15 protein-coding genes and 3 tRNA genes are annotated in these 18,714 nt (G+C 73.7%); 6 read left to right on the forward strand and 12 right to left on the reverse strand.

The genetic code is table 11. The annotated features are described in order from the left end of the window. Window positions 1–24: 24 nt before the first annotated feature. A complete protein-coding gene (locus ACFU9E_RS24165) occupies window positions 25–1,224 on the forward strand; it encodes a hypothetical protein (RefSeq protein ID WP_380681927.1) in 1,200 nt (399 codons plus the stop codon). A gap of 112 nt (window positions 1,225–1,336) precedes the next feature. Beyond that, complete coding sequence (locus ACFU9E_RS24170) at window positions 1,337–1,675, forward strand: hypothetical protein (protein WP_380681928.1); 339 nt, start codon at window positions 1,337–1,339, stop codon at window positions 1,673–1,675. Between the two features lie 70 nt (window positions 1,676–1,745). Here the strand turns inward: ACFU9E_RS24170 and ACFU9E_RS24175 are convergent, their stop codons facing one another. From ACFU9E_RS24175 to crcB (ACFU9E_RS24200), 6 genes are all read right to left on the reverse strand, one after another. Then, a complete protein-coding gene (locus tag ACFU9E_RS24175; protein ID WP_380681929.1) occupies window positions 1,746–2,567 on the reverse strand; it encodes a TIGR02452 family protein in 822 nt (273 codons plus the stop codon). 180 nt (window positions 2,568–2,747) lie between these two features. Continuing rightward, entirely contained in the window at window positions 2,748–5,063 is a 2,316-nt protein-coding gene (locus tag ACFU9E_RS24180; protein ID WP_380682259.1) for a DEAD/DEAH box helicase, read from the reverse strand. A 227-nt stretch (window positions 5,064–5,290) separates the two neighbouring features. Further along, window positions 5,291–6,082 carry a hypothetical protein gene (locus ACFU9E_RS24185; RefSeq protein WP_380682258.1) on the reverse strand — a complete coding sequence of 264 codons (792 nt, stop codon included), beginning with the start codon at window positions 6,080–6,082 and terminating at the stop codon, window positions 5,291–5,293. Between the two features lie 165 nt (window positions 6,083–6,247). After that, window positions 6,248–6,622 (reverse strand): fluoride efflux transporter CrcB, encoded by a 375-nt coding sequence (crcB, locus tag ACFU9E_RS24190; RefSeq protein WP_380682257.1) that lies wholly within the window; start codon window positions 6,620–6,622, stop codon window positions 6,248–6,250. Continuing rightward, window positions 6,619–7,029: a DUF190 domain-containing protein gene (locus ACFU9E_RS24195; RefSeq protein WP_380682256.1), complete on the reverse strand. Its 411-nt coding sequence runs from the start codon at window positions 7,027–7,029 to the stop codon at window positions 6,619–6,621. Before ACFU9E_RS24195 ends, crcB (ACFU9E_RS24190) begins: the two co-directional genes overlap by 4 nt. Window positions 7,030–7,043: 14 nt before the next feature. Then, complete coding sequence (gene crcB, locus ACFU9E_RS24200; protein WP_380682255.1) at window positions 7,044–7,523, reverse strand: fluoride efflux transporter CrcB; 480 nt, start codon at window positions 7,521–7,523, stop codon at window positions 7,044–7,046. A gap of 70 nt (window positions 7,524–7,593) precedes the next feature. On the opposite strand from crcB (ACFU9E_RS24200), the gene ACFU9E_RS24205 reads away from it, so the two are divergent. From ACFU9E_RS24205 to ACFU9E_RS24220, 4 genes are all read left to right on the forward strand, one after another. Further along, window positions 7,594–7,935 carry a metallopeptidase family protein gene (locus tag ACFU9E_RS24205; RefSeq protein WP_355367122.1) on the forward strand — a complete coding sequence of 114 codons (342 nt, stop codon included), beginning with the start codon at window positions 7,594–7,596 and terminating at the stop codon, window positions 7,933–7,935. Window positions 7,936–8,037: 102 nt separating this feature from the next. Beyond that, window positions 8,038–8,110, forward strand: a tRNA-Glu gene (locus ACFU9E_RS24210). A gap of 56 nt (window positions 8,111–8,166) precedes the next feature. After that, window positions 8,167–8,240: transfer RNA gene (locus ACFU9E_RS24215), tRNA-Asp, on the forward strand. Between the two features lie 27 nt (window positions 8,241–8,267). Beyond that, window positions 8,268–8,341 (forward strand) — tRNA-Phe (locus tag ACFU9E_RS24220). 309 nt (window positions 8,342–8,650) lie between these two features. Here the strand turns inward: ACFU9E_RS24220 and ACFU9E_RS24225 are convergent. The 6 genes from ACFU9E_RS24225 to ACFU9E_RS24250 form a co-directional block, all read right to left on the reverse strand. Then, window positions 8,651–9,631 carry an HNH endonuclease signature motif containing protein gene (locus ACFU9E_RS24225; protein ID WP_380682254.1) on the reverse strand — a complete coding sequence of 327 codons (981 nt, stop codon included), beginning with the start codon at window positions 9,629–9,631 and terminating at the stop codon, window positions 8,651–8,653. A gap of 305 nt (window positions 9,632–9,936) precedes the next feature. Beyond that, window positions 9,937–11,583 carry an IS1182 family transposase gene (locus tag ACFU9E_RS24230; RefSeq protein WP_380682253.1) on the reverse strand — a complete coding sequence of 549 codons (1,647 nt, stop codon included), beginning with the start codon at window positions 11,581–11,583 and terminating at the stop codon, window positions 9,937–9,939. A 203-nt stretch (window positions 11,584–11,786) separates the two neighbouring features. Further along, window positions 11,787–14,000, reverse strand: a complete 2,214-nt coding sequence (locus ACFU9E_RS24235; RefSeq protein WP_380682252.1) for an MMPL family transporter — start codon at window positions 13,998–14,000, stop codon at window positions 11,787–11,789. Between the two features lie 59 nt (window positions 14,001–14,059). Then, complete coding sequence (locus tag ACFU9E_RS24240) at window positions 14,060–15,247, reverse strand: alpha/beta hydrolase (protein WP_380682251.1); 1,188 nt, start codon at window positions 15,245–15,247, stop codon at window positions 14,060–14,062. 68 nt (window positions 15,248–15,315) lie between these two features. Then, window positions 15,316–16,350 (reverse strand): NAD-dependent epimerase/dehydratase family protein, encoded by a 1,035-nt coding sequence (locus tag ACFU9E_RS24245; RefSeq protein ID WP_380682250.1) that lies wholly within the window; start codon window positions 16,348–16,350, stop codon window positions 15,316–15,318. Beyond that, window positions 16,350–18,707 carry an MMPL family transporter gene (locus ACFU9E_RS24250; protein WP_380682249.1) on the reverse strand — a complete coding sequence of 786 codons (2,358 nt, stop codon included), beginning with the start codon at window positions 18,705–18,707 and terminating at the stop codon, window positions 16,350–16,352. Before ACFU9E_RS24250 ends, ACFU9E_RS24245 begins: the two co-directional genes overlap by 1 nt. Window positions 18,708–18,714: the final 7 nt, after the last annotated feature.

The raw sequence follows: 18,714 nt of genomic DNA on the forward strand, positions 1-18,714 counted from the left end.
CTGACAGCCCCTATGCTGCGGCGAATGGTGTTCGACCCTCACTCCTCGCAGGACGGCCGCCCCGGCGGGCCGTCGGACAGTCAGCAGTCCGCACTCGACCGGGCGGTGGGCGCTCTGGAGGCGGCCGTGGCCGGTCCGGCGGACGGCCCCGACGGGGGTGAGCGCTTCGATGCGGCGCTGCGCCGGCTGGGCGGGCTGCTCGGGCCGGCCGGGGAGGCGGAGTCGGCGGCGGTCGGGCCCCGGCTGGCGGCACTGCTCACGGACACCCCGGCGTTCCCCCGCGCGCACCTGGCGATGATGGTCGGCGCCTGCGTGGAGCGCGGCGCCGACCCGGTGGCCTGCGCCGACCGGGTGCTCGCCGGGCTGCGCGAGGCGCTGACCGGGGCGCTGCTGCTGATCGACCGGTGGGCCGACAGCGACGACAGCGACGAGGAGGACCTGCCGGACCCCGACCGGGACGACCCGGGCCGGGCCCACGCCCGGCTCCTCGGGGAAGGGCGGACGGACGCGCGCACGGACGGGCACGGACACGGGCACGGGCACGGGCGGGTGGCCGGGTGGCACGCCCACCGGGCCGTGGCCGGCTGGTGGACCCTCGATCTGTGGCAGCGGGCCGCGTTCGCGCTCTGCACGCACGCCGCCGTGCGCCGGGCGGCCCGGGCCGACGGCGTGACCGACGTGCTCGCCGAGCTGATCGACCGCTACCGCGAGCGGTCCGAGCGGCACGACCTCAAGGGCCTGCGGTACCTGGCCGCCGCCCTGGACGACGAACCGCTGCTGGTGCTGCACCGCCCGAGCGGCACCGGCTACCTGCTGCGGATGGACGGTCTGACCGACAACTTCCAGTTGCACACGCTGCTCGCCGAGGCGCTGATCGGCGGCGGTCACCTGCCCGGCACCCGCCCCGACCCGGAGGTGGTCGCGCTCAGCCGCACCCGGTGGCTGGACGGGCGCCGGTTCATCGCGACGGGCGCGTTCAACCTGGTGGCGCCGGACGGCGGTTGGATCTGGAACGAGGGCATGCCGGAGGACATCCCGGTGGTGGACGGCGTGCGGACCCTCGTCCTGGACCCGCAGCCGTACGAACGGAGCTGGGCGGCCGGGCGGTTCGTCGAGCAGGTGCCCGGCGACCTGCGGCTGGAACGGGTCCTGGCGCCGGAGGAGGCCGCGGCCCGGCTGGCGGCCGTCGCGCCCGCGCTGCCCTTCGAGCGGGCGGTGCGGTAGGGCCGGGGGCCGGGGCGGGCCGGGGAAGGCGGCGGGTTATCGTCGGAAGCCCGGGGAATCCCGAGAACCCGCCGCGGATCCGCACCGGATCCGCCGAGGAGTGGAGTCGACGATGGCGAGGATCCCGAACGCGCTCGCGAGCACCGCACCGGCCGCGCTGACCGCGGCGAGCGGTCTGGTCGGCGGCTACGGCGTCGCCCGGTGGACCGGGAAGCGACAGCTCGGCGGTGCGGTGCTGGCCGTGGCCGGCGCGGGTGCCGCCGCCCAGTGGTACCGGCGCTCGGGAGCACCCGCCGCGGCGGCGCTGACCGGGCTGTACGTGGCGGCCTTCGGCGGCTCGCACCCGCTGGCGAAGAAGATGGGCGCCTGGCCGTCCGTCTTCGCCGTCACCGGAGTGGTGACCTCCGCCTCGGTGCTCACCTCGGCCCTGGTGACCCGAAAGCACGGGTGACCCGAAAGAACAGGTGACCTGCGGGCACCGGTGACCCGAAGGGCCCGGTGCCCCGCGATCACCCGGGACGTCAACCGCCGAACCGCTGCTCGAAGGCGGCCCGGTTCGGCGAGACCGGCGTCCGGTCCCAGACCGCGAAGACCACCCGGTCGAAGGCCGCGCCGTAGCGGGCCAGCGCGTACTCGAAGGCCTCCGCGACCTCGGCCGGGTCGTTGCGGAACACCCCGCAGCCCCACGCCCCGAGCACCAGCGCGCGCACCTCGTGCCGGGCCGCCGCCGCGAGCACCCGCTCGGCCCGCTCGGCGAGCACGCCCCGCACGTTCACGCCCCCCGGGGTCCGCAGCGCCAGTTGGCCCGCGTTCGGCGCCGGCGAGGTCAGGAACGTGACGCCGTACGGCCGCGCCAGCAGCCCGCCGTCCTCGCCCCGGACCACCGGCACGTCGGGCGAGACGATCACCCGATGGCTGTACCGGAGGTCGGTCGAGGCCCGGTGCGCCTCGTAGTAGTCCGGCGCCTCCAGCAGGCAGGTGTACAGCAGGGCGCTGCGGCAGAGGTCCTCCTCCTGGGCGCGGGCACCGCGCAGGTAGCCACCGCCGGGGTTCCGCGCGGAGGCGAAGTTGAGCACCCCGACCGGGCCCGCGCCCGCCGCGACCAGCCGGTGGGCCGCCTGGACGCTGCCCTCGGCCGTCACCTCGACGGCGCCCGCCGCCATCGGACCGGGGCCGCCCGCCGCGACCAGGGCGTCCAGCCCGGCCGGGCCGTACGACACCGTGCCGGCCCGCGCCGCCGCCAACTGCTCCGTCAACTCGACGAGTTCGCCCCCGGTCGCACGGTAGCTCCCCCGTTCGGCGATGCCCTCGTTCACCACCGCCACCTGCGTTCTGCTGCTCATGGCGCCGACGGTAGGCCACGGCGGGCACACCGCGCCACTGGTTATTCTCGGCCACAGAACAACCGGCCGGGCGGGCCGGCGAACGGCGGCGCGCGAACGGCGACGGGCCCGCCCCACCGAAGTGGAGCGGGCCCGTCGCGGGTGCGTCAGGGGCTACCCGACGTGAGGTGCTGCGCGGTGTCAGTTCTTCCAGCGCGGCTTGCGGTCGTCGCGGTTGAAGCCGGAGTTGAAGCCACCGGAGCGGCCACCGCGGTCGTCGCGCTCACCACGGTTGAAGCCACCGGACTGCGGACGGCCGCCGGAGCGGTGGTCGTCGCGGCGGGCGAACGGACGGTTGTTGCTGCCGCCGCGCTCGTCGCGGTCGCGGTTGAACGAGCGGTCACGGTCACCGAAGGAACGGGCCGGACGGTCGCCGAAGGAGCGGCCACCGCGGTCGTCGCGGTCACGGTTGAACGAGCGGTCACGGTCACCGAAGGAACGGCCACCGCGGTCGTCGCGGTCACCACGGTTGAAGCCACGGTCACGGTCGCCGAAGGAACGGCCACCGCGGTCGTCGCGGTCACCACGGTTGAAGCCACGGTCGCGGTCACCGAACGAGCGGGCCGGACGGTCGTCGCGGTCACGGTTGAACGAGCGGTCACGGTCACCGAACGAGCGGGCCGGACGGTCGTCGCGGTCACGGTTGAACGAGCGGTCACGGTCACCGAACGAGCGGCCACCACGGTCGCGGTCGCCGAAGGAGCGGCCACCACGCTCGTCACGGTCACGGCCGAAGGAACGGCCACCGCGGTCGTCACGGTCACGGTTGAACGCCGGACGCTCGGTGCGCGCCTCGCGGTACGACGGCGTGCGCTCCTCGGTCACCGCGGCGGCCGGCTCGGCGGCGGCCGGGGCGGCGGTCTCGTCGGCGGCGGTCGCACCCTCGGTCTCGGCCTCGGCGGCCGGGGCCTCGTCCTCGATGCCCAGCTCGGCCCGCTCGCGCGCGGCCCGCGCCGACAGGCGGTCGGCCTCGTCGCGCAGCTCGGCGGCGCGGCGCTGCGCGCGCTCCAGCTGGCGGGTCATGTCGGCGACCTCGCGCTCGGCGGCACCGGCGATGTTGGCCGCGCTCTCCGCCTGGACCTCGACCAGCGAGCGGGCACCGGTGATCCGGGCCACCTCGACGTCGAAGGCGTGGTCGAGGATGTGGCGGCTGGCGTCGACGCCCGCGTCCTCCATCAGGCGGAAGACGCCGCGGCGCTGGTGCGGCAGCACCAGGGTGACGACGGTGCCGGAGCGGCCGGCACGGGCGGTGCGGCCGGAGCGGTGCAGGTAGTCCTTGTGGTCGCCGGCCGGGTCGACGTTGAGCACCAGGTCGATGCCGTCGACGTGGATGCCGCGCGCGGCGACGTCGGTGGCGACGACGACGTTGACGTAGCCGTCCTTGAAGTCGCCGAGCACCCGGGTGCGGGCGCCCTGGGTCATGCCGCCGTGCAGCGCGTCGGCCTTCACGCCGGCCTCGACCAGCTGCTCGGCGACGCGGTCGGCGCCCATCTGGGTGCGGACGAAGATGATCGTGCGGCCCTTGCGGGCGGCGATCGCGTTGGTGATCGGCGCCTTGTCCTTGGGCTTCACCACGAGGATGTGGTGGGTCATGGTGGTGACGGCGCCGGCCGACGGGTCGACCTCATGGGTGACCGGGCTGTTCAGGTAGCGCTTCACCAGGGTGTCGATCTCGTTCTCCAGGGTGGCGGAGAACAGCAGGCGCTGGCCGCCGGCCGGCACCTTGTCGAGGATCTCGGTGACCTCGGGCAGGAAGCCCATGTCGGCCATCTGGTCGGCCTCGTCGAGGACGGCGACCTGGACGTCGTCGAGCTTGGCCGAGCCGCGGTTGATCAGGTCGCGCAGGCGGCCCGGGGTGGCGACCAGGACGTCGACGCCGCGCTCCAGCGCGTAGATCTGGTTCGACATCGAGGTACCGCCGCAGACGACCTTGAGGCGCAGGCCGAGCACCGAGCCGAACGGCTCCAGGGCGTCGGCGACCTGCATGGCCAGCTCGCGGGTCGGGACGAGGATCAGGCCGCGCGGGTGCTTGGCGCGGGTGCGCTCGCCGTCGGCGAGGCGAGTCAGCAGCGGCAGGCCGAAGCTGAGGGTCTTGCCGGAGCCGGTGCGGCCACGGCCCAGCACGTCCTTGCCGGCCAGGGCGTCCGGAATGGTCGCGGCCTGGATCGGGAACGGGGTGGTGACGCCGCGCTTGGCGAGGGCGCGGACGACCTCGTCCGGCAGGCCCAGGTCGCCGAAGGTGATGGTCGGCTCGGCGTCGGCGGCCTCGTCGGCCTCCTCGGCCTCGACAGCCTCGTCGGCTGCGGTGTCGGCAGCGTCGGTGTCGGTGTCGGTGTCCTCGACGGCGTCGACGGCGGCGATCAGCTCGGCGTCGGCCTCGGCGGGGGCGGTGGTGGTGGCATCGGCGGCGGACTCGCTCGCGGGCATGGCGAAGCGGGCGTCGTCAATGAGAGACATGCAAAACCTTCCGGAAGTGGCACGCGCCAAAGTCCGGGGTTCTGTTTCACAACCGCCTCTATGCGGTCAGCCACGGATCGCCGGAACGCGCCAAGGGCGCCAGATGGGAGTAGGGCGCCAGTCAAATGGATCAAACGAACGATCTACCACCATAGAGGAGCCTGGGGATCTGAGGCAAATGCGCTGGCCAGGCTGCGGATCGGGGGTAGTCCGAAGACACCCCCTCGCTAGTGGCCGCCCGGCGCACCCGAACTGGTGGGCGCGGTGACGCTCGGGGCGGAGGTCGGTTCCGGGGCCGTGGTGGCGGTCGGGGCGGGGGGCGTGGTGTGGCCGGGCTCCGGGGAGGACGAGTGCCCGGTCGGGCTGGCCGCCGGGGCGGGCGCCGTCGAGCCGCCGGAGCCGCCGGTTCCGCCGCCCGCGGTGCTCCCGGCCCCGCCGGAGGGGTGACCGCTGCCGCCCGCGCCGCCGCTGCCCGCCGCACCCCCGGCCGCTCCGCCCGTGCTGGTACCGCCGGCGCCCGGACGGGGCGCGGGGCTGGCGCTCGCGCCCCCCGTGGTGCCGGTCGCGCCGGGCGCGGCCTCACCGGGGGCCGCCGCTGGCACCGGCTCCACGCCGGCGGGCGCGCCCATCGCACCGCCCCCGCCGTTGCCGCCGCCCGCACCCGCCGCACCGACCGCACCGCCGGCCGACTCACCGGGCGCCGCGTTCATCCCCCCGGTCGGCGCGCTCTGGGCCTGCGCGCCCACCGCACGCTCCGACCGCCCCACCGCACCCCCCGGGTGTCCGCCGCCGCTCGGCGAGGCCGACGGGGTCGCCCCCGGCCTGGTCGGCGTTCCGACCTGGCCGACCGGCACCACACCGCGCTTCTCCTCCGCACCCGGCCCGACCGACATGCAGCCGGTCAGCCCCAGCCCGGCCACCGCCAGCACCGCCGCGCCGCGCACCACGGCGCTCCGGACCACCGCCGTTTCCCGCTCCGTCACCGCACGCACCACCCGCACCGCACGCATCGCCGCCACCGAGTCCCTCTCCTGCACCCGCCCCGCCCGGACCGCCCACCCACCGCGCACGGCCACCCTTGCGGGTGTCCAACGCGTCTGCCGGGCGCCCGGACACGGGTGGGCCCCCGGAAGCACCCGGACGGGCCCGGAGCGCCGCGCCCGGCCCCACGGCCCTGCGTGTGCTCAGCCCCAGAGCGCCGAGGCCAGCCCCGCCCCCGCGTACGCCGCCGCCAGACCCGCCGCGATGCTGCCCGCCACATTGGCCAGCGCGTACCGCCCGGCCCCGCTCCCGGTCAGCCGCAGCGTCTCGTACGAGAAGGTCGAGTACGTGGTCAGCGCCCCGCACAGCCCGGTCCCGAGCAGCAGCTGGACGTGCGAGGACGCGGCGCCGACCGCCACCGCCCCGGTCACCAGCCCGAGGATCAGACAGCCGGACACGTTCACCACGAAGGTCCCCCACGGGAACACCGAGTCGTGCCGGGACTGCACCGCCCGGTCGGTCAGGTACCGCAGCGGCGCGCCGACCATCGCGCCCGCCACCACCAGCAGCCAGTTCACGCCCCGGCCTCCCCCGGCCCCGGTCCCGGTCCCGGCCCCGTCGCCGGCCCGCCGGTCCGCCCGGCGTACCGGAGCACCTCGCACCGTTCCAGGGTCGCCAGCCCCTCCACCTCCAGCTCCGCCAGCTCGGGCAGGAACGCCCGCACCCGCTCCTCGGTGTCCACGATCACCACCGCCACCGGCAGGTCCTCGCTCAGCGACAGCAGCCGCGCGGTGTGCACCATCGAGGACGCGCCGAACCCCTCGACCCCCCGGAACACACTCGCCCCGGCCAGCCCGGCGGCCCGCGCCCGGTGCACGATCTCGCTGTACAGCGGGCGGTGGTGACACCGTTCGTTCTCGCCGACCAGCACCGTCAGCCGCAGCGCCGGCCCGCCCAGCCGGGGGGACTCCGTCGCACCCGTCACACCCGTCTCCCCGCTCACGCCCGCCTCCCGGCCCCGCGCAGCAGCAGACGGCGCGTCACCGCGGCCGCCGCCCAGACCGCCGCCATCGCCGCCACCAGGGTCAGCCCCAGGTACGCCAGGGCCGGTCCCGGCCGCCCCTCCTCCAGCAGCCGGCGGGTGTCCACCGCGTACGTCGAGAAGGTGGTGAACCCGCCGAGCACGCCGGTGCCGAAGAACGGCCGCAGCAGCGGATGGGCCGGCCGGCCCTCGGTGACCACCACCAGGAAGACCCCGATCACGGCGCACCCCACCACGTTCACCAGCAGCGTCGTCCACGGGAACGCCGAGGGCCCGGTCGTCCACAGCAGCCCCGCGCCGTACCGGGCGCTCGCGCCCAGCGCCCCGCCGACGGCCACCACGGCCACCGCCGGCCCCTGCCCGCGCAGCACCGGCGGCCGCCGCCGCACCGCACCGGCCGCCGCACCGTCCGCCACCACATCCTCCGAGGTCGCCACAGCCCCATGAAACACCGGCTCCGACCGCCTGGCACACCGTCATCGCAGACCCGACAATGAACCGGTGGAGATGACCCGGGAAGAGTTCGAGGTACTGGTCGCCGACGCGCTGGACCGCATCCCGCCGCAACTCGCCGCGATGATGGACAACGTCGCCGTCTTCGTCGAGGACGAGCCCGACCCCGCCGACCCGGAGCTGCTCGGCCTCTACGAGGGAACCCCGCTCACCGAGCGCGGCGAGTGGTACGCGGGCGTCCTGCCGGACCGGATCATCGTCTACCGCGGCCCGACCCTGCGACTGTGCGACGACCGCGAGCGGGTCGTCGAGGAGGTCCGCACCACCGTCATCCACGAGGTCGCCCACCACTTCGGCTTCGACGACCACGAGCTCGACGAGCTGGGCTGGTCCTGACCCCCGCCGCCCGCCCGGCCGAAACCCGTTTTGGCGTTCGGCCCGACATCCCATATGCTTCTCGACGTCCCCGAACGCTGGAAACAGCCGGACAGGCCGCAAGCCCTCATCGTCTAGTGGCCCAGGACGCCGCCCTTTCAAGGCGGTAGCACGGGTTCGAATCCCGTTGGGGGCACGCAGTACCGTAGTAAAGTGTTGTGCCGCAAGACCTGAAGTGGTTCGCCACTCCTAGGTCCCGTGGAGCAGTTGGTTAGCTCGCCACCCTGTCAAGGTGGAGGTCGCGGGTTCAAGTCCCGTCGGGATCGCTCGTCTCGCAAGAGACGGTGCAGTACGGCCAGGTAGCTCAGTTGGTACGAGCGTCCGCCTGAAAAGCGGAAGGTCGCCGGTTCGACCCCGGCCCTGGCCACAACCGCCTGAAAAGGCAGAACGGCCCCGGAGAGATCAATCTCCGGGGCCGTTTGCATGCCCTGGTACGCCTACCCGTACGCCAACGGCTCAGGCAAGCCGACCAATAAGCGGGTACGGGCTACGCCAGGAGGTCGGCCAGTCCGATCAGCGCCCTGACCTGCCAGAACACTGGCCCCGTCTCCTTCAACCGCTCGCTGGCCGCACCGGCCCCTGAGCCTCCAGCCCCCAGTCGGCCCGCAGGGCCTCCGGGACGACCGGTGGGCCGACGAGATCACTTCTCGCCAGCCACGGTCGCTGCGCACTGGCCTCAGGAACGGGAGAGCCTCAGCATGGCCACGTGGTAGGCCCAGGCATGGGTGGCAACCTTCCGCTCGACACCGAAATGCCGCCCAGTCGCACGGTCCAGCACGTGGTGATACTCCTCCAGGAAGGCCCAGGACACCTTGGCGAAGTCCTCGTCAGACCACCTGTAGAGGTGACGGAGCTCGAACTCCACAGCGGCCAGGAAAGCCGTCTCTCCGCGATCGACGGGCTCGACCCGGCCACCGCCAGCCTTCACCCAGCGCTTCACCTCCTCGGGCGCCCGCTGCCACTTGCTACCCGAATCGCGTAGCTCGGCGTAGTCGACCCACGCCCAAAAAGCCTCAGCGTCGGCGATGTCCGGAGCCTGGCGGTGGTGCTCTACGCAGAGCAGGGCGAAGTTCCGGACATCCATCGAGCCGCCCAGGGCAGCGGGAACCACGTGCGCCCGCTCGACCGGTGAGCCCCAACAGATCAGGCACTCCTCGGCGATCCCGAGGTACTTCATGATCGACTGTTTGGACGGGTAGGTCCTACGATTGCTCTCCTCGGTTTCCCGGGTGCGCAGGGGCAGGGAGTCGATGTCGTACCAGAACGACTTCTCTTCCCCTTCCGGGTAGCCCACGAGCAGTTGCTCCGGGACCATGTCGTTCTGCCTACGCGGGTTCTTCGCCACGTACAACGGGGTGCGGAGTTCGGTCAGGTAGGGGAGCACCTTTTCGGGCAGGAAGTCCTTAAGCATCTCCCAGGCGTCGTGGTCGTAGCCGCCTTCGTTGTTCCGATGGCCCTGCACATCGAAGTACATCAGCCGGGGCGCCCCTGGCTTGGCCTGCTGCGCCTTGTAAAGGACCTCGAATATGCGCGGAGCGCAACGCTCAAAGTTCTCGTACACGGCCATGTCGTGGTACAGCGCCACGGGTTTGACCTTGGGCGAGACCTTCCGCCTGACCTTCTGTTCGGCCTTCCTGCGAACCTTGCTCTTCGGCAACGCCGTACTCCCTCCCCACCGATGCACACAGGCTCGCACGGACCACCGACACCAGCGCCGGCTCCTCCGGTGGTGGCCAAAGGGATCGCCGCTGTTCCCGGGGTGAGCAGTTGCCACCGCAGGAGACCGTCGAGGCGGTCGCCGGACGGTCCGGGACGTCCCCGGGTGCGCAAGCTCGACAATCACGGTGACGGCGCTGAGGGCGATACCGGCAACAAGCCAGACCCTGGCCCCGGCCACAACAGCCCGAAAGACAAAAGGCCCCGGCCGGTGATCCGATGCTGTTGGTGAATTCGGGGTCCTGATCACTTCGCCCCGTCGAGCTGTTGCTCGACGGGGCGAAGTGCTGCGAGGTGGCTGGTGCGGGTGCGGGCCCGGCGTGTGCGGGCGAGGTTGATCGCGGCGCCGGTGAGCTGGTGTTGGAGGCTGGTCTTCGCGAGGCCCCGGTAGCGGGATCTGCGCAGGCCGCAGCGCTGGACGCCCTGTGAAATGGTGCCTTCGATCCCGGCGCGGATCTTGTAACGGTCCTTCCAGGCGTCGGTCCGCTGCTCGGCGCGGGCAGCGTGGACGGCTTCGTACTCGTCCCGGTGCCGCAGGTTGAGTTCACGTCGTTCGGCCTTGGGCGAGTCGACGCATTCCCTCAGGTGAGGGCAGGGGCGGCAGTCGCCGGGGCTGAAGCGGACCCGGATCACCGGCAGGCCCTGCTGCGAGTGCCGGTGATGCCACTGGGTGCTGGTGATCCCGTTCGGGCAGGTGACCTGCCGCCGGTCCCAGTCGATGGTGAACGCGTCCTGCCCGAAGGGCCCGCCGGCCGAAGCGGCGGTGCTGGCGGCCACCGGTCCTTGCAGGTCGACGCCGTGCTCGGTGCGGGCGGTCACGATCTGGGCGGCGGTGGGGTATCCGGCATCGACCCAGTGCTCACCGGGCAGGCAGCCACGGGCGGCGAGACCGGTGTGGATCGTCGTGGCCATCACGTTGTCGGGGACGGTGGCCTCGGTGGTGACCGTGTTCGTCACCAGGTTCGGCGTGTCGGGCTCGCAGGTCTCGGTGACATGGACCTTGTAGCCGTCCCGGACGACGTCGCGTTTCACACCACCACGCGCCTCGATGTCATAGGGGGTGACCAGGCGCATCGCGCCCGGCGGCCGGTCTTTTGGGTCCCGGCGCCTCACCTCGTCCCCGACCAGGTGGAAGTGCTGGACCCAGATCTGCCGCAGCACCTGGACCTGCGGCACATCCCGTAGTCCCGCGGGCGCGTCGGGGGAGGTCACGGCCTCGAACAAGCGCACTCCGTCAGCGCCGATCCGCCGCCCGACCTCCTCCCGTCTGGCGCGGCTCTTGGGGAAGCGGGACTCCTCGACCCGGGTCGCGTAGTGCCGGAACCAGTCCGGATCGGCGACGTCCGCCAACCAGCCCGGGGCGGCCTCGGCGAGCGCGTTCAACGCGGACCGCAGCGTCTCGGCCACCATCTCCAGCCAGCCGAGCTCACGGGCCGCGGACAACACATGGGTGGAGTCGGTCCGGGCCCGGCCCGCCGCCTTCAACAGGCCCTCGCCCCGGGCCGCGTCCAGGATGTCGTCCAGCACCCGCCGCCCCGCGTCCGCCTCGACGAGCCGGTCCCGGAACTCCGACAGCACCGAGAAGTCGAAACCCCGATCGCCGAGTTCCAACCCGAGCGCGTACTTGAAGTCGATCCTCGCCCTCACCGCCTCCGCGGCCTGCCGATCGGTCAGCCCCTCGACGAACTGCAGCACCAGGACCAGCGCCAGTCGGCCCGGCGACCACGCCGGCCTGCCCCGCACCGGGAACAGGTCGGCGAAACGCTCATCCGTGAACAGCACTCCCAGCTCGTCCCGGATCCGGATCGCCAGACTGCCCTTCGGGAACGCCGCCCGCGCCACCCGCACCGTCTCCATCGGGACCTCACCCGGCCCGTCCGCACGCATCGACACCACACACCCCCACAACAACGAAATGTCGGTCTCCGAGACAAGTCTCGGAGACCGACATCACTCACCGCAGCCGATCAGACACAATTCACCAACAGCATCAGATTCTCTCCGGGGCCTTTCGCGTTCTGGGCTCCGCCCGTTCCGGGTCTGGTGGGTGTCCCGGGGCGGCGGGGGCCGCCCCGGGACCGGGGGGGGTGAGTGGGTCAGTCGGTGAGGCCGAAGCGGGCGTGGAGGCGGCGGAGGGGGGCGGGGGCCCACCAGTTGGCGGGGCCGGCCAGGCGCATCACGGCGGGCAGCAGGATCGCCCGGACGAGTACGGCGTCGACCAGGACGGCGAGGGCGAGGCCGACGCCGAGTTCCTTGAGGAAGACGACCGACCCGGTGGCGTAGACCGCGAAGGTCAGGGCCAGGATGCCCGCGGCGGCCGTGATCAGCGGGGCGCTGCGCTGGATGCCGGTGGCGACGGCGGTCTCGGTGTCCACGCCGCGGTCGTGCTCCTCCTTGATCCTGGAGACGATGAAGACCTCGTAGTCCATCGACAGCCCGTAGGCGATGCAGAACATCAGGATCGGGATGCTGGGCTCCATCGACCCGGCCGAGGTGAAGTCGAGCAGGCCGGCCAGGTGGCCGTCCTGGAAGCCCCAGACCAGGGCGCCGAACATCACGGTGAGGCTGAGCAGGTTGGAGACGGTGGCCTTGGCCGGGATCAGCAGGCTGCCGGTCATCAGGAAGAGCAGGATGAAGGTCGGCACCAGGATCAGTCCCGCCACCAGGGGCAGCGCGCCGAGCAGGCGGGAGCGGAAGTCGGTCATGTCGGCCGGGAAGCCGCCGACCTGCACCTGGTAGGGCGCGGCCTCGTCCCTGACCTTGCCGACCAGCCCGGGCATGTCCCCGGCCAGCGCGGCCTCCTCGGGGATCACGGTGAGCCAGACGCCGGAGCCGGTGGCGAAGCGCGCGGAGTCGGCGGTCGGCGGGGTGCGCAGCTTTCCGCCGGCGTAGGAGCCGGTGAAGGTGTCCACCTGGAAGACGCCGGGCAGGGCGGAGAGCTTCGCCGCGTAGGCCCCGGTCTGTCCGGCGGTGCCCTTCGGGTCGGCGACGCCGGTGGCGACGACCTGGAGGGCGTCGGTCTCGCGGGCCGGGAAGGCGTCGCGGACCTGCTGCTGGACGACCCGGCTGGTGGCGTCGGCCGGCAGCACCCGTTCGTCGGGCAGGCCGAACTTCACGCCGAGGAACGGCGCCCCGACGAGCAGCAGCAGGGCGACCACGGCGGTGCCCCAGACCAGCGGGCGGGCCATCACCCGGCGGGTGAGCCGGTACCAGCGGCCGTCCTCGACCGGGCGGGCGGCTCCGGCGGCGCCCGGCCGCAGCACCCGGTGCCCGACGGCGGCGAGCGCGGCGGGCAGCAGGACGACGGCGCCGACGATCGCGGTGAGCACCACGAAGACGCCCGCGTACGCGAAGGACCGCAGGAAGGGGAACGGGAAGGCGAACAGGGCGAGCAGCGAGATGGCCACGGTGATGCCGCTGAAGATCACCGTGCGGCCGGCCCGCTCGACGGCGCGGACCACGGCGGTGTGCTTGTCGTGGCCGGCCGCGGACTCCTCGCGGAAGCGGGAGATCATGAACAGGCTGTAGTCGATGCCCAGCCCCAGGCCCATCACCAGGGCCAGGTTGGCGGCGAAGGTGGAGACCTCGGTGAAGGCGGTGACCCCGCGCAGCAGCGTCAGCGTGCCGAGCACCGAGAAGAGGCCGACGCCGATGGTCAGCCCGGCGGCCGACCAGCGGCGGTAGACGGCGAGCAGGAGCAGCAGGACGATCGGCAGCACGATCGCCTCGGCGCCGAGGAAGTCCTTGCGGGCCTGGGCGCCCACCTGCCGGAAGACCTCGTCCTGGCCGCCGACCTCGACCTTGATGTCGGCGGTCTCGCGGGTGAACTTCGGCGAGAGGTCGGCGAGCCGCTCCCGGGACTCGGTGGCGGTGCCGTCCAGCCAGGCGGTGACCAGGGCCTTGCCGCGGTCGGTGGCGGCCAGCGCGGGGCTGTTGCCCTGCGCCCAGTAGGAGCCGGTGGTCCGGACGCCGGCCGAGGCGCCGAGCTCCTCGGCCAGCGCCCGGCCGGCGGCGGCGACGGCGGGGTCGTCGACGGTGCCGTGCTTGGCGGTGACCAGCAGGATCATGTTGGGGCTGCCGTGGCCGAACTCACGGTGCAGCAGCTGCTCCGCCCGGTTCGACTGCGAGCCGGGCGCCTCGAAGCGCGACAGCGAGAGCGCCTTCTGCGCGCCGGCGCCCAGCGCGGCGGCGATGACCAGCACGACGGTGCCGGCGATCAGCACCGCGCGCCGCCGGTCGACCAGCAGTCGGCCCAGCCTCCGCAGCAGCGGCACCCGCTGGTCGACCCCGGGTTCGAGGGTGAGCGTCATGACAACTGGTCTCCAGACATGAGGTGGGGGGACGGTGCCGCCCCCGGCCGGCGTTCGGTTCAGCGCAACTGGTGCTTGGTCAGCCAGTCGGCGAGGGAGGCGTGGACCTGGGGGGCGTTGCGCGCCATGCCCATGTAGTGGCCGGCCCCGGGGATCTCGATCAGCTGGGTGTCGGTGGTGCCGGTGAACAGCGCGCGGTGCTCGGCGCCGCCCTGGACGCGGGCGTCCTTCTCCCCGTAGAGGAAGAGCACCGGCACCTTGATGTCCTTGAGGTGCCGCAGGTCGACCAGGACCGAGCCGAGCTGGGAGGCCATGTCGCCGCAGGGGTGGCGGTTCTGGTGCGGGGCGGAGAGGGCGACCACGCCGGGCTCGGTGTCGTGGAAGTTGCCGGCCTTGAACTCCTCGCTGCCGAGGTCGTAGTAGGCGTAGCCGCCGGGGCCGCCCGCGCCGTCCGCGGCCGAGCCGCCGCGCAGGCAGGTCTGCAGGGAGGAGAAGAAGCGCGCGTTGGCCTGCGGGGTGAGGCCGAGGTCGGTCCAGTCCATCAGGACCAGGCCGTCGACGTCCTGGAAGGAGTAGGCCTCGATCTGGGAGACCTGGCCGCCGTTGGACTGGCCGGCCAGGACGACCTTGTCGAACGGGACGGCGGCGCGGCCCTCCTGCTCGGTCCGGTAGCCGCCGGCCCGCAGCTGCTCCACGATCTGGTGGGCGATGTCCGCCTGGCCGCCGATGCAGCTGCCGAAGCCGTCGGGCTTGTCGCTGCCGCCGTAGCCGATCCGGTCGATGGTGAGCGAGGCGTGGCCCTTCTTGGCCAGTTCCTCGGTGTGGTGGTAGCCGGGGGCGTCGAGGCGCCAGTACCACTCGCCGGCCGCGATGCCGTGCTCGTAGAGGGTGACGGCGCGCGGGCCCGCACCGCCGTCGAGGACCGCCTTGGGCGCGGTGAGATGACCGGTGACCTGGTAGGTCCTGCCGTCCACCGGGCAGGCGGCCAGGGTGCGGTTGACGTTCTGGACGGTGAAGCGGACCGGGACGTCGACGATGGACTCGGCGGCCAGCCGGGCCTTGGTGTCGGCGGCGGCCTGTTCGGCGCCGGAGGCCGGGGCGGGGGCGGCCGCTCCGGTGGCGGCGGCGGTCGGGGCGCCGGGCTTCGGGGAGTCGTCGGCGCGGACCGCGACGGCGGCCACCGCGGGCGTCAGGGCGATCAGTGCGGCCGCGACGGTCAGCAGGGCGGTCTTCCTGGAACGGGGCACGGTCGCGGCCCTTTCGTCGAACGGGGTGGGAGCGGGGTCCGGGGACGGGGACGGGGGCGTGGGAGGGGTCATGACGGCAGCCGCCCCTGCTCGCGGTACCAGCGCGCCTCGTCGGACAGGGTCTGCGCCAGCGGGCGGAAGGTGACGCCGAGTTCACGCTCCGCGCGGGCGGAGGAGAGCCGGGTGCGGGTGCCGTCGAGCAGCACCCGGACACCTTCGCGGGTGGCCACCGGCGGTCGGCCGCGCAGCCTGGCGCCGTACTCCAGCGCGGTCGCGAAGCCGAGCGCCGCGGCGGCCGGGATCTGCCGGGGCGCGGTGGCGCCGGTGGCGGCGGCGATGCCGGTGACCAGGTCGTGCAGGCCGTACCAGGAGCCGGCGACGATGTAGCGGCGCAGCCCGGCGCCGTGGGTCAGCGCGCGGACGCAGGCGGCGGCGACGTCGCGGGCGTCCACCACGTGGTTGCCGGCCCGGGGGACGGCGCGCAGGTCCCCGCGGGCGACGGCGAGGAAGAGCCGGCCCGCCGAGGTGGGTCCGGCGTCGCCCGGTCCCCACATCCAGCCGGGCAGCACCAGCGGGACGGTGATCCCCTCGCGGGCGCAGAACTCGGCGACGGCCTGTTCGGCGCGGACCTTGCTGGCCCGGTAGCCGTTGCGCCGCCAGTCGGCGGGCGGCGGGGTGTCCTCGTCGGCGGGGAACCCGGTGGTGCCCCGGCCGATGGTGTTGATCGAGCTGGTGTGCACCACCCGGGGCACCCCGGCGTCGACCGCCTCGCGGAGCAGGGTGGTCACCGCGTCGACGTTCACGGCGTGCAGCCGGCCCAGGTCGGGCTGCGGCTGGTAGTACTCCCGGAAGTAGGCGGCGGTGTGGACGACGCCGCTCGCGCCGGGCAGGGCCGGCCGGTAGCCGGCCGGGTCGGTGATGTCGCCGGCCAGGACGGTGAGCCGTTCGTCGGCGGGCAGCAGCCGCCCGGCCTTCTCCCGGTCGCGGACCAGGGCGGTCACCTCGTGGCCCGCGGCCAGCAGCTCGCGGACCACGGCGGTGCCGAGCAGTCCGGTGGCGCCGGTGACCACGACGCGGCCCGGCGGGGTGCGCTGGTCGGTCATCAGGACTCCTTCGCGGCGAGGACGGGCCCCGGGCCGGGGTCGGGATCGGGGTCGGGGTCGGGCCGGCCGTCGGGACCGGAACCGGCGTCCGGGCGGTCCGCACCGTCCGGGCCGCCCGCCGGGGCGAGCGGCTCCTCGCGCAGCCCGAAGCGCTCCTGGAACCGCTTGAGCGGCGCCGGGGCCCACCAGGTGGCGTGGCCGCCGAGGGCCATCACGGCGGGGACGAGCAGGCAGCGCACCACGGTCGCGTCGACCAGCACGGCGAGCGCGACGCCGAGGCCGAGCATCTTGGTGTTGGTGATCCGGGAGGTCCCGATCGCCACCAGCACCACCGAGAGGATCAGCGCGGCGGCGGTGATCAGCCCGCCGGTGTGCCGGATGCCGTCGGCGACGGCCTTGCGCGGGTCGCGCCCGCGGCCGTACTCCTCCTTGACCCGGGAGAGCAGGAAGACCCCGTAGTCCATGGAGAGGCCGAAGGCGACGCAGAACATCAGCACCGGCAGGGTGGTCTCGACGGCGCCGGTCGGGGTGAAGCCGAGCAGGCCGGACAGGTGGCCGTCCTGGAACACCCAGACGACGACGCCGAACATCGCGGTCAGGCTGAGCGCGTTCAGCAGCACCGCCTGGAGCGGGATCAGCAGGCTGCCGGTGAGCAGGAAGACCAGCAGCAGGGTGGCGCCGACGATCAGCGCGCCGGCCGGCAGCAGGCGCACCGCGATGGCGTGCTTGCTGTCGACCAGGGTGGCCGCCTGGCCGCCGACCACCGGCCGCAGGGCGGGGAAGCCGGCGCCGGCCCGGCGGATCTCGCCGACCAGGTCCTGGTTCGCCTGGGAGACGTCGCCCCCGCCGGCGGCGGGCACCACCGAGAGGTGGCCGAGGCCGTCGGCGGACCGGACGCTGTCGGCCGGACCGGACTCGCCGGAGGGGGCGCCGGAGCGGTAGTCGCCGAGCGGGGTGGAGACCTCGGTGACGCCGGGCAGCGCGGAGAGCCCGGCGGCGAACCGGCCGAGCTCCTCGCGGTCCGGGCTGCCGGCGCCGGTGTTGCCGGTGGCCCCGCTGTGCACCACCACGTCGATGACGCCGGTGGCGCTGGCGGTGAAGCCGTCCCGGATGGTCTGCTGGACCACCCGCGCCTCGGAGCCGGTGGGCAGCTGGCGGTCGTCGGCGGCGGCGAACTGGACGCGCAGGAAGGGCAGTCCGGCGACCAGCAGCAGGGCGGTGATGCCGAGCGCGAACAGCGGGGCGCGCCGCATCACCAGGGTGGCGGTGCGGTGCCAGCCCGCGCCGGGCTCCCGGCCGGGGCGCGCCGCGCCGCCGGGCAGCCGGATCTTGAGCGCGTCGATCCGGCCGCCGAGCAGGGTGAGCAGGGCGGGCAGCAGGACCAGCGCGGCGGCGGCGGCGATCAGCACCACCGAGATGCCGGCGTAGGCGAAGGAGCGCAGGAAGTAGAGCGGGAAGACGAGCATCGCGGAGAGCGAGACGGCGACGGTCAGCGCCGAGAACAGCACCGCGCGGCCGGCCGTGTCCAGCGTCGTGGCGACGGCCTCGCGGACCTCCAGCCCTCGTTCGCGTTCCTCGCGGAAGCGCCGCACGATGAGCAGCGCGTAGTCGATGGCGAGGCCCAGGCCCAGCGCGGTGGTGAGGTTCTGGGCGAACACCGAGACCTCGGTGAAGCCGGTGATCACCCGCAGCGCCGCGTTGGTGCCGAGGATCGCGCAGATCCCGACGGCGAGCGGCAGCAGGGCGGCGATCAGGCCGCGGAAGACCAGCACCAGGATCAGCAGGGTGATCGGCAGCGCGATCAGCTCGGCCCGGACCAGGTCGTCGGCGATGGTGGACTGCATCTCCTCGCGGACCGCGACGGTGCCGCCGAGCCGGACGTCCAGCTGTTCCAGGCCGGCCGGGCTGCCCCGGTAGCGCGGGGCCAGCCGGTCGAAGACGTCCTTGGCGTGGTTCTCGTCGCCCTCGATGCGGGCGACGATCAGTGCCGTGCCGCGGTCGGCGGAACGCAGGCCCTCGACGCCGGTCTGCCAGTACGAGGTGACCCCGACGACGTCCGGTTCGAAGGCGAGCCGCTCGCCGAGGCGGGCACCGGCCCGGGCCGCCTCGGGGTCGTCCACCGAGCCGCCGGCCTTCGCCGAGACCTCCAGGACGAGGTTGGGCGAGCTGGCCGGGAAGGAGTGCTCCAGCAGCACGGCGGCGCGCGCCGATTCGGAGCCCGGGTCGGAGGTGCCGCCGTTGTGCAGGCGGTCGGTGACGCCGGTGCCCACGACCAGCGCGTTGACCAGGAAGACCACCACGAAGAGGAGGGCGGACCAGGGCCGGGCGGTGACCGCCCGGCCGAGTCGCTTGAGCATCGGGAAC

Origin of the sequence: Kitasatospora sp. NPDC057595 (genome assembly GCF_042800875.1) — a bacterium.
Classification (GTDB): Bacteria; Actinomycetota; Actinomycetes; order Streptomycetales; family Streptomycetaceae; genus Kitasatospora.

Excerpts from the sequence above, each read along its gene's own strand:
- ACFU9E_RS24165 (WP_380681927.1), top strand. The coding sequence starts at position 25 with ATGGTGTTCGACCCTCACTCCTCGCAGGACGGCCGCCCCGGCGGGCCG.
- ACFU9E_RS24170 (WP_380681928.1), top strand. The coding sequence starts at position 1,337 with ATGGCGAGGATCCCGAACGCGCTCGCGAGCACCGCACCGGCCGCGCTG.
- ACFU9E_RS24175 (WP_380681929.1), bottom strand. The coding sequence starts at position 2,567 with ATGAGCAGCAGAACGCAGGTGGCGGTGGTGAACGAGGGCATCGCCGAA.
- ACFU9E_RS24180 (WP_380682259.1), bottom strand. The coding sequence starts at position 5,063 with ATGTCTCTCATTGACGACGCCCGCTTCGCCATGCCCGCGAGCGAGTCC.
- ACFU9E_RS24205 (WP_355367122.1), top strand. The coding sequence starts at position 7,594 with ATGACCCGGGAAGAGTTCGAGGTACTGGTCGCCGACGCGCTGGACCGC.
- ACFU9E_RS24235 (WP_380682252.1), bottom strand. The coding sequence starts at position 14,000 with ATGACGCTCACCCTCGAACCCGGGGTCGACCAGCGGGTGCCGCTGCTG.
- ACFU9E_RS24245 (WP_380682250.1), bottom strand. The coding sequence starts at position 16,350 with ATGACCGACCAGCGCACCCCGCCGGGCCGCGTCGTGGTCACCGGCGCC.
- ACFU9E_RS24250 (WP_380682249.1), bottom strand. The coding sequence starts at position 18,707 with ATGCTCAAGCGACTCGGCCGGGCGGTCACCGCCCGGCCCTGGTCCGCC.